We start from the raw sequence: 9,923 nt of genomic DNA, 5'->3' as shown, positions 1-9,923 counted from the left end.
CTCGGTCAGCATGCGGCAGGAACGAATCCTGCCCGCCGACGCCATCCGTGCCCTCCCCAAGGGCACCGCGCTCTGCTTCGCCACCGGTATGCGGGTCGCCATGCTGGACCTGCGCCCGTGGTACCTGGAGCCCGGAGCGGAGGAGCTGTCCGCGGCGTCGGCCCGCGCGTCCAGGGCGATCACCGCCCGCGCCGTAGCGAAGCACGCGCCGACGCAGTCCGACTTCGGGAAGGCCGTGTGAACGCCGCCCGGCTGCACCTGGTGCCGGTGCGCTCACGTGAGGCGAAAGACTTCGTGCGCGCCGGGCACCGCCACCACCCGCCCCCCGCAGGTCAGATCTCCGCCGTCGGGCGCCGGCGCCGAGACCGGCACGCTGCGCGCCGTGGCCATCGTCGGCCGGCCGGTTGCCCGCCACCTTGATGACGGCACCACCCTCGAAGTCACCCAGACCGCCAGCGACGGCGCACGCAACGCCAACTCCCTGCTGTACGGGGCATCGTGGCGCGCGGCGAAAGCCCTCGGTTACCAGCGCCTGATCACCTTTGCCCAGGCGGGCGTGAGCGGCGCGTCCCTGCGCGGCGCGGGACGGGGCCTGATCGCCGGCCGCCCGCCCCGGGCCGGATGGCACACCCCCTCCCGGCCCCGGGCCGGCCACGGCAACAACCACATCGCCCGCTTCCTGTGGCAAGCCCCCTGACACACATGCCTGGAGACGCCCTGCACACTTACGAACCCACCGACCTCGACGAAATGTCCCCGCGCCAGGCCGTAGACGCCGTGACCGCGGACATCCGCGACCACCACATCACCGTGGACGGCACCGGCCTGTTCAACGCCACGCGGCACATCGGCCTGCTGTGCCACCTCGCCGCACGCATGGCCGCCGACGTCGAATACCAGCTGGCCCCGAACATCGCCGACCTCCCGCCCGCCGAGGCCCTCGGCGCGAGCGCCGGCCACGTCGGGCGGGCCATCGCCCACTACACCCAGGCCCTCGCCCCGCTCATCACCCTCACCACCACGGCGCAGAACACGCTCCAGCAACAGCTCGACTCGCTCGACCACCACAGCCGCCTGCGGATCCACCTCGACGACGCCAGGCGGGCCCTGGCAGCAGCCCGCACCGCGCTGGAGGTACCGCGGACCCCCGCTGCTTCGAGCACACCCACCCCAGCCCCGTTGCCCGCCCCGGCTATCCGGCGCCGCGCATGACGACACCGCCCACCGATGGCCTTCTCTTTGAAGTGGCCCCGCCACCGACGCCGGTTGAACGGCTCATGCTGCTCGCAGACCAGTACGTGCAGCACAACGACACGCTCGACCGCCTCCTGCGAGCCGGATCGCAGTCCGAGCCCGACGCCCACGTCGCCTCTGCCCAGCGACTCGCCTCCGCGACCCGCACCGCCATCAAAGCAGTCACCGACGAACGCCTCTACGAAAGTCACGAGCTGTCGGACGCGGTGGTCCGTCTCCAGCAGCTCGCCTTCCTGAGCAGCGCCTCCACTGACCACCGCCTTCCCATGGCGCGCACCCTGACCGCCCTGGCCCCCGAAGCCGTCATGAGCTGCGCCGACAGCATCGCCCACGAAATCCGACGCCGCCGCTGGAGCACCACCGATACTCCAGACCACCAGCTGACCGCCACGCAGCGCACCGCCCTGTGGGAGATCGCCTGCGGGCACGTCGTGGCCACCCGCTCCCTGGGACGGCAGTACGTCCACTACCGCGACGAGCGCGTACTCATCGGCACCCTGCGGTCGCTGGAGGCGAACGCTTTGGCCGAGCGCGTCCCGAACTCCGCGTCCTCCGCCTACGCGGGCGGACCGCTTCAAGACCGAGTCCGTCTCACCGCCGCCGGCATCACCGACCTGGCAGCCGCCATCAGCCGCCCAATCACCGCCAGGCCACCCGGCACGACACCCGCGCCCGTCCCCACCGCCGCGACGACGGCCACCCGAAGCCGCTGACCGACCCTCCGGAGCCACACCACCCCATGCCCCTGCTCGACCTGGCAGAACACGCACAACAACTCCGCACTCTGGCATGCGACTTCGAGGCCCTGCACGCTCGCGTTCGGGGCGTCTCCTACACCCCCGGCACCGACGCGCTGCGCCAGATCAGCCCGCTTCTGCTCATGACCCAGGACCTGACGGCCACCGTCCTCGTCCGCCTGGGCGCGCTCGACTCCAGCACGTACTCCAGCGTCGCCGGCAGCCGCGCGAGCCTGGAGTGCCTGGCCTCGGTCGTGGTCGCCTCCTCCCTGGCCGGCAACGACCTCGCCAGCGCGCTGCACGCCAACCCCTATGAAGGGGCGCCGTTCCCCGGCTATCCGGCGGACGACGCGTCGGTGCGCACCGCTCGCCACGCCGAGGCCATCCCGAAGATAACCGGCCACCTCGCTGACGCCGCCCACCAGCTCGACCTGAGTGCGACCGGGTGCCACTACGTCGCCACCGGCATCACCCGCGACCTCGCCGCCACACGGGAGGGAGCGGCTACCGCGCAGCGATCTGCCGGCCCTCCGCTGACCAGCGCCCAGTACGACGCCCTCAAGGCCAATCCGTCCCCGCTAGCCCGCGACGTACGGAGCTAAGGGCATCGGAAGCCGTATCGGGTCATCACCCCACCGCCCGGCATACCGCCCACCGAAAACCCCTGGACCACCTTGTCTCTTCTGGACATCCCCGATGTGTTCATCGGGTCCACCGACGACGGGCACACCTTCGTCGTCCTCAACCGCCGCATCCGCGACACCGACCGGCTGCTGACCGATGCCGGATTCCTCACCCGCGAACACCTCGGCCGCACGCTCTACCTGCTGCCACCGAGCACCGCGCAGGACGCGCACGAGCGCGCCGGAATCGCGATGTACGGGCTCCTGGCCCACACCCACGACCTCGTCGACCTCGCCTGGACCACGCGCCAGGACGGCGCAACCCCGTCACGCGAGCCCGACGTGACCATCCGCTTCACCGACCACGCGGTCACCGCGACCGCGGCCACGGGCCACGCCGACGCCATTCTCGCCCAGCACGGCTTCATATCAGCGGGGGAGAAGCAACAGCACGCACTGCCACCCGGACTCGGTGAACGCGACGCGCTCAGTGCCGTTGTCCGCGCCGAGGCCCACCTCTACGCCGACGGCATCAGCGTGCACATCGGCCTCGGCATCGCGACCCCGCAGGACATTCCACCGGCACCATCCCGCCCCGGTGCCGCCCCCGCACCGCCGCCCACCACACAGGTCCAGCGGCGCAGCCGCTGACCACCACCCGCTTCCCCCCAGAGCACTGCACCATGCGCAAGCGCCGTCTGCCCTTTTGACCATTCGCTCTGCGGCGGCCGGCCCCCGAACTCAAGCTGCCCGCGCCGCCGCCCGGTCATCGGTCAGCGCTGTACCCGAGGCCCGAACGCCAGCGCACCTGCGCCTTGCCAACCCCACACGATCGCGCCGCTGACTTTCCCGCCCGGCCGCCGGGGGTCGCCTCCCCGATATCCGCCCGCCCCCAGGACGGCGGCAAGCGCAGTGAGGTGCCGAACGGCCAGTCCCACCAATCCGGCCCGGACGGCGAACGGCTGCCCCCTACTGATCCCCCCTTTGGAAGTCCTACCTGTGCGCAACCCTCCTTCTGCCACCGAGGCGTTGAAGGTCTCCGCCGCGGACGGTACTCGCCTGTCCGTCTACCGCGACACCCCTGTGCGTCCGCGTCCCGGCGGCGCGACGGTCGTGCTGGTGCACGGCGCGTCCGTCACCGCGGACCTGTGGCGCGTCCACGCCCGGCACCTGACCGGCCTGGGCTTGACGGTCGTGCGCTACGACCAGCGCGCGCACGGTCACACCCCGCCCGGCCCGGCACCGCTGACGATCCGGCAGCTCGCCGACGACCTGCACCACATCCTGACCCACGTCGTCCCCGCCGGGCCGCTCGTGCTCGCCGGCCATTCCCTGGGCGCCCTCGTCCTGCAGGAACTCGCCGCCCTGCACCCGCAACACCAGGCCCGCATCCGGGGCATGGTGCTGTTGTCGGCCACCGCACGCGGTGCGACCGTGCTGCCCGGACGCGACCCGCGCGCCTGGCTCCTGGCCGCCGGACGCAGCCTCGCCGCCCTGACCTGTACCCGGGCGCCCCGCACGGTGGACTTCCTGCGGCGCCGGCTGCCCACCACACACCCCTACAGCCTTTCGCCCCACCCCGACCGGCCGGCCGACGGGCCACCGCGGTGCCGCCACGGCATCCGCCACACCCGCACCCGCGATCTCGCCGACCTGTGGCAGTGCCTGCGCCGCTACCAGCCGCGCGACGCCACCGCGCTCAACCAGTTCGGCGACCGGCTGCTGCTGATGGCCGGCGCGGACGACCGGCACATCCCCGCCGCCCACACCAGGCAGCTGGCCGCCCAACTCCCTGCCGCTCGCCTGGAGATCCTCCCCCGCACCACGCACGCGCTGCCCGTCCGCCACCCCGCGCTCATCACCGACCGCATCGCCCGCCTCGCCGCCGAACCGAGCCCCCACCATCCTCACCCCCAGGACCGATCATTTCTGAACTCCCTGCCTTCCGGGCAATTTCACTAGGTGCCGGTATCCAGTCCAGCGCCATGCTCGCCCTCTCCGCACAAGGCATACTCCCGAAGGTCGACTACGCAATTTTCGCCGACACAGGCTGGGAACCGAGAGCCGTTTATTCCCATCTCGACCGGCTGGAGCGAGAAATAGCCAGACCCGCAGGCATACCCGTTCTCCGCGTATCGTCCGGAAACATACGCAAGGATGCCCTGGACCCCGACCACAGGTTTGCATCGATGCCGCTCTACATCCTGAACAAGGACGGAAATCCGGGTATGACCAGGCGGCAATGCACAGGCGAATACAAAATAAAGCCAATCAAGAAAAAGGTCCGGGAACTCCTCGGATACCCTTACCCGCTGCGGATCCCGAAGGGCATGTTCGTCGAGCAGTGGGTCGGTATATCCACCGACGAATTCCACCGGGCCAAGGATGCCGACGTCAAATACATGCACAATCGGCACCCGCTCATCGACCTCAATTGGTCCCGCGCGGACTGCGTCCGCTACCTGACCTCCATAGGGCTGGAAGACACGCCAAAATCGAGCTGCCTTGGGTGCCCATTTCACGGAAATCAGCAATGGAGAAATATCCGGGATACCAGCCCTGAGGAATGGGCGGACGTCGTCGCCTTCGACGTGGCTATCCGCCAGGGCAACGCCCGCGCGAACGCCGCCGGGAGCCCGCTGCTCGGCCAGGCGTTCCTGCACCGCTCCCGCGTGCCGCTCGATCAGGCCCCCATCGATCACGTCACGGCCGCCGAGTGGGCAGCGCGTCAGCAGGAGCTCGACGACCGGGCAGCCACGGTCGAGGAGCTGGAGAACGGTGTGGCCGACGGCTGTTCTCCCTGGGCCTGCCGGGGTGAAGGCGAGCCGGTACAGAGCGACTTCGGGCTGGCTTCTTGAGGCGGATCATCCTCGACCTGTTCGCCGGCCCCGGCGGCTGGAGCAGGGCACTGGGCGTCCTCGGCGCGGGTGACGTCGGCCTGGAATGGGACGAGTGGGCCTGCAAAACCCGTTCCGCTGCTGGGCAGTTGACGGTCCGGGCCGACGTGGCGATGTATCCGACGTGGCCCTTCATCGGCCGCACGCGCGGGCTGATCGCCTCTCCTCCCTGCCAGGCGTGGAGCATGGCCGGCAAACGCCTCGGCCTGGTGGACCAGCCGCTGGTACACGCGGCGGTCGAGGACCTGGCCGCCTGACGTGACACACGCGAACGCCTCCTCGCCGCGTGCCGCGACGAGCGCTCCCTGCTCGCAGCCGAGCCCATGCGCTACCTGCATGCTCTGAACGCGGTCGGCGAGCCCGACTGGGTCGCCATGGAGGAGGTGCCGGACGTCCTGCCCCTGTGGAAGCAGTACGCGGCCGTCCTGCGCGGATGGGGATTCTCGGTCTGGTACGGGATCCTCAACGCCGCCGACTTCGGCGTTCCGCAGACCAGGAAGCGGGCGATTCTGATCGCCTCCCGGGTCCGTACCGCACAGCCTCCCGTGCCTACGCACTCCCAAGCCGCCGAGCCGGAATCGCTGTTCGGGCCGGGCCGCGCCCGCTGGGTGAGCATGGCCGAGGCCCTGGGATGGGGCGCGACCGACCGGCCCGTTCCCACAGTCTGCGCCGGCGGCGGGCCCGGCGGCGGACCCGAACCGTTCCCATCGGGCTCCCGCAAGACACTTTCCGATGCCCGGGAGCGCGGCACCTGGATGCCCAGGCCGGACGGAGTGGTCCTGAAGTCCCGTCGCGAAGGCCCCGGGTGGAAGGCCCGGCACGGCACACGCGAGAACCGGGCCGCCGACGCTCCAGCGCCGACGTTCACCACCGAGGCCCACCGCTGGTCCTGGTCCCTGCGCAGCAACAACCAGGCCAACGCCACCGTCCGTCCGCTGTCCGAGCCGGCAGGCACACTGTTCTTCGGGCACCGGGCGAACGAGTGCACCTGGGTCGCCGAACCCGCCTCGGCTCCGGCCGGGGACACGGACGCGCCAGCGGTGCCGGAGCCGATCCGCATCACCGCGCGCGAGGCCGGCCTCTTGCAGACCTTCCCCGCCGACTATCCCTGGGCCGGCAATAAGGGTCAGCAGTTCTCGCAGATCGGCAACGCAGTACCGCCGTTGCTCGCTGGCCATCTCCTTGCCCCGCATCTCGGCGTCGCCCTCGACCCCGACGACTTCACTCTCGCTGCCTGATGCCCCACGCCCCCGAAACCGATGAAGACGACTTCGTCGCCATTGCACGGCCGCAGCCTGTCTTCCACGTCGAGCAGGCCCTCCTCGGCGCGCTCCTTCTCGATCCGCACCGTCTCGGCGACGTGACCGGGATTGCAGCCGACTCGTTCTCCACCGCCACCCATGCCGCCGTGTTCGCTGCGATCAGCACCCTGCCTCCGCCCGAGCCCTCCGAGCACGCGAAGAACACCACATGGCTCAACCAGGTGCTCGCCACGGGCCGCGAACAGGCGCGCGGATTGACCGCCTCCGACCTGCACGCCTTCATCCAGGTCTGCCCCTGGCCCCGCCACGCAGCGGCCTATGCGCGGATGGTCGAGGCCGAACACGCCCGCCGCCGTCTGCAGACAGCCGCAGAACGCCTCGTCCAGGCCGTCCACGACGCCTCCCTCCCGCACCCCATCCAGACGGTGCTCGCCCAAGCCGACGCGCTCACCACGGTCGTGGACGACATCGCAGCTCGATTTCCACCGCGCTCAGGCGTGCTGCCCCGCTCCCCGGCACCGCCACCAGCCATCGCGCCCGACCACACGGAGGCGGTCGAGGAAGAACAGCTGCTGCTGGCTACCGCCACCGCCCACCCCTCCGATATCGAGTCCGTCCAGTGGCTGCTCCCCGACGACTTCACTCTGCCCCTGCACGCCGGCCTGTGGCAGTGCCTGACCGCCCTGGCCCGGCGCCGCGAGCCCATCGACCCCGTCACCGTCCTGTGGGAGGCCCAACAGCGCGGCCTACTCGACCACGGAAGCGATCCGCGCGAAGTACTCCGCCTGCTGGCCGAACCGGCCGGTTCCGTGGAGCACTGGGGCGAACGCGCCCTGCAGCGTTCCCTCCTGGCCACCGCCGATTACACCGGCCGGCGCATCGAGGCGTACGCCAGCGACCCGGCGAACACCCCGTTCCAACTCGTCGTCGGTACCCGCCGCTCGCTCGCCGACATCGGCGCCGTCCGCACCCGCTGGCAGCACGCCAGCGGAACGGTCCCGACACCACAACCGCGACCCGCGCCCACCACCCGCGCCGGGCCGCCGACCACCACGGTCCCGCACACCGCCCGTGCCGCGCGGGCCACCCGATAGCACCCCGCACACGCTGGTGGCCGGACCCGAAAACCCGGCCACCGGTAGAAGAGACGACACCCACGTGACTCCCACCATCGACGCCCACGTCCACCTCGACACCCACCCCACCCATCCCAGCGCGGTGATCGCCGTCCTTACGGGCAGCCAAACCCACGTTGCCCACTTGGGTCTGGAAGCAGCCGACTGGACAGTCGTCGCCGACAACACCCTGGTCCTGGTCCGCATCGACCACGAGGAGCCCTACTGGGCGCAGGAAGCAGCCCAGCACCTGGCCGCCGAAGGCATCGCCGTCGAGATCACCCCTCGGCTCCGGGAGGCCATGGCCGAGGAATGGACCTGGGCGAACTATCCGATGCCGTGGTGTACCCGCAGCGAAATCCGTGAGGTATCCAATCAGGCGCAGAAGATCCACGACGACATCCGCCACGGCCATCTCCTCATCCACGCCCACGCCCACGACGGCAACACCACCGTCGCGGTCGGCACCTACCTCGGCCGCACCGGCAGGTCCGTCTACCTCCACGGCGAGGACCACCTGCGCCAGGTAGCCGACACCTTCGACTCACCCGCCCAAGCCCTGCTCGCCTTCGAGAAGATTCACGCTGCAGATATGCGCCCAGGCCCAGCGCCTCTGACCGACACCGAACGCGCCGCCGCCGAAGCCCGCACCCCGCTCGTCCTCATCGCAGCCAAGCCTGAACCGGCCCGCCCGGAGCCGGAGACCGTTCCCGTCCACCTGGCAGATGCCGGCGACCACGATGCCCTTCTCGACGCATTCCTCGCCGCGCACGACGAGTGGGAGAAGTGGCGCACCTGGACCGACGACACCACACACGCCATCCACGAATCCCAGACCCTGCGCATCGAGCGCGTCCACGAAGCCCTCCCCCGAGAGACCGCCTGGACGGTGGCCGCGTACGAGACGCCCGTCTCCGACCGGATGTGGCACCTCACCGCGACCGGCACCACCCCCGCGCCCGTGCTCCAAGCCCTGCTGCACCACCTCGCTGAAGGCGACGCATGGGACACCGCCATCGGCAGCCCCGTCGACGAAAAAACCGTCACCGCCGCCACCAAACCCCTCACCGACGCCGGATGGAAGCACACCGTCGACGGACGCTGGATCCGCTGGACAACCCCGTCCGGGGACGTCGGTATCCAGTTCGACGCCTTCGCCGCCCAGACGCCGAACAGCACACTCGCCACCTGGACCATCTGGGCCGGCCCCAGCATCGACCACCCCACCTGGACCATCACGGCATCCCCCTACACCCCCAGCGTGCTGCTGACCGACCTCGCCGAGAACCTGGCGCACGGCACCGGGCCTCGGAGGTACACCCCCGTGGAGGTTAAGCGGCCCGCGCACCTCAGCACCGCCCCGACGGGGCCGCGCCCCAGAGCGACAACAGCCCACTCGAGCCGATCCCGCTGACGGAGTTTGCCCGTGTCCAGCCCTCGGTCACCGCGCAGCTGGCCTGGCATCGGGCATCGAACACCGATGGGCAGGGGATCGGGCTTCGGGAGCGCGACTATGGTGAGACCGGTGGCGGCGCGACGGCGTCCCCGCAAAATGATCGGAGGCAGGAGTTGACAGGTGGCAGACGCTGACCGGCTGCCGTTGCCGCTCAGACCGGACGCGCGGCTCTGGATGACCGTCTCGCCGCAGCGGAGGGTTCTCGGTGTGGTACACAACATCACATCAGCCACCCGCCTCCTGGACCTTCTTGCGGTCTTCGACGGCGACGAGCGGATTCAGGTTGTCTTCTCCTGCACAGACTCCTCCGCCCTGGACGGAGGCGTATCCGAATTCTTGGTCCGCCGGGGAATGCTGACGATTCCTTGGCGGGTCGCCGTCGCGGAGAATTTCGACCTGGCTCTCGCTACAAATCGAGGTGGAGACTTGCACAAGCTTCGATTTCCACTGATAGGCGCACCTCATGGGGCAGGATATAATAAACACTTGAGCCGGGAGCCGGGAGCCGGGAGCCGGGAGCCGGGAGCCGGGAGCCGGGAGCCGGGAGCCGGGAGCCGGGAGCCGGGAGCCGGGAGCCGG

At 70.3% G+C, this 9,923-nt stretch carries 9 protein-coding genes and 3 pseudogenes; all 12 read left to right on the top strand.

From position 1 onward, the window contains the following. A pseudogene (locus tag ACIBAF_RS48705) lies at positions 1-241 on the top strand (hypothetical protein); the annotation flags it as partial. A gap of 36 nt (positions 242-277) precedes the next feature. Further along, entirely contained in the window at positions 278-697 is a 420-nt protein-coding gene (locus tag ACIBAF_RS48700; protein WP_399473211.1) for an XF1762 family protein, read from the top strand. A 5-nt stretch (positions 698-702) separates the two neighbouring features. After that, complete coding sequence (locus ACIBAF_RS48695; protein WP_399473209.1) at positions 703-1,212, top strand: hypothetical protein; 510 nt, start codon at positions 703-705, stop codon at positions 1,210-1,212. Positions 1,213-1,277: 65 nt separating this feature from the next. Further along, positions 1,278-1,967 carry a hypothetical protein gene (locus ACIBAF_RS48690; RefSeq protein ID WP_399473207.1) on the top strand — a complete coding sequence of 230 codons (690 nt, stop codon included), beginning with the start codon at positions 1,278-1,280 and terminating at the stop codon, positions 1,965-1,967. A 26-nt stretch (positions 1,968-1,993) separates the two neighbouring features. Then, entirely contained in the window at positions 1,994-2,593 is a 600-nt protein-coding gene (locus ACIBAF_RS48685; RefSeq protein WP_399473205.1) for a hypothetical protein, read from the top strand. Between the two features lie 72 nt (positions 2,594-2,665). Beyond that, a complete protein-coding gene (locus ACIBAF_RS48680; RefSeq protein WP_399473204.1) occupies positions 2,666-3,265 on the top strand; it encodes a hypothetical protein in 600 nt (199 codons plus the stop codon). A 348-nt stretch (positions 3,266-3,613) separates the two neighbouring features. Then, on the top strand, positions 3,614-4,576 hold the full coding sequence (locus ACIBAF_RS48675) for an alpha/beta fold hydrolase (RefSeq protein WP_399473202.1): 963 nt from the start codon (positions 3,614-3,616) through the stop codon (positions 4,574-4,576). A 23-nt stretch (positions 4,577-4,599) separates the two neighbouring features. Further along, complete coding sequence (locus ACIBAF_RS48670; protein ID WP_399473200.1) at positions 4,600-5,472, top strand: hypothetical protein; 873 nt, start codon at positions 4,600-4,602, stop codon at positions 5,470-5,472. Positions 5,473-5,477: 5 nt separating this feature from the next. Beyond that, a pseudogene (locus tag ACIBAF_RS48665) lies at positions 5,478-6,749 on the top strand (DNA cytosine methyltransferase). Next, the gene (locus ACIBAF_RS48660) at positions 6,749-7,867 is read left to right on the top strand and encodes a DnaB-like helicase N-terminal domain-containing protein (protein WP_399473198.1); all 1,119 of its coding nucleotides are present in this window, start codon (positions 6,749-6,751) and stop codon (positions 7,865-7,867) included. Before ACIBAF_RS48665 ends, ACIBAF_RS48660 begins: the two are co-directional and overlap by 1 nt. A 64-nt stretch (positions 7,868-7,931) precedes the next feature. After that, positions 7,932-9,302 carry a DUF317 domain-containing protein gene (locus ACIBAF_RS48655; RefSeq protein ID WP_399473196.1) on the top strand — a complete coding sequence of 457 codons (1,371 nt, stop codon included), beginning with the start codon at positions 7,932-7,934 and terminating at the stop codon, positions 9,300-9,302. Between the two features lie 162 nt (positions 9,303-9,464). Next, positions 9,465-9,923: pseudogene (locus ACIBAF_RS48650) on the top strand (hypothetical protein); the annotation flags it as partial.

Source organism: Streptomyces sp. NPDC051677 (assembly GCF_044453465.1).
GTDB lineage: Bacteria > Actinomycetota > Actinomycetes > Streptomycetales > Streptomycetaceae > Streptomyces.
Note: the sequence above shows the minus strand (reverse complement) of the source record. Positions and strands in the feature narration are given on the sequence as shown.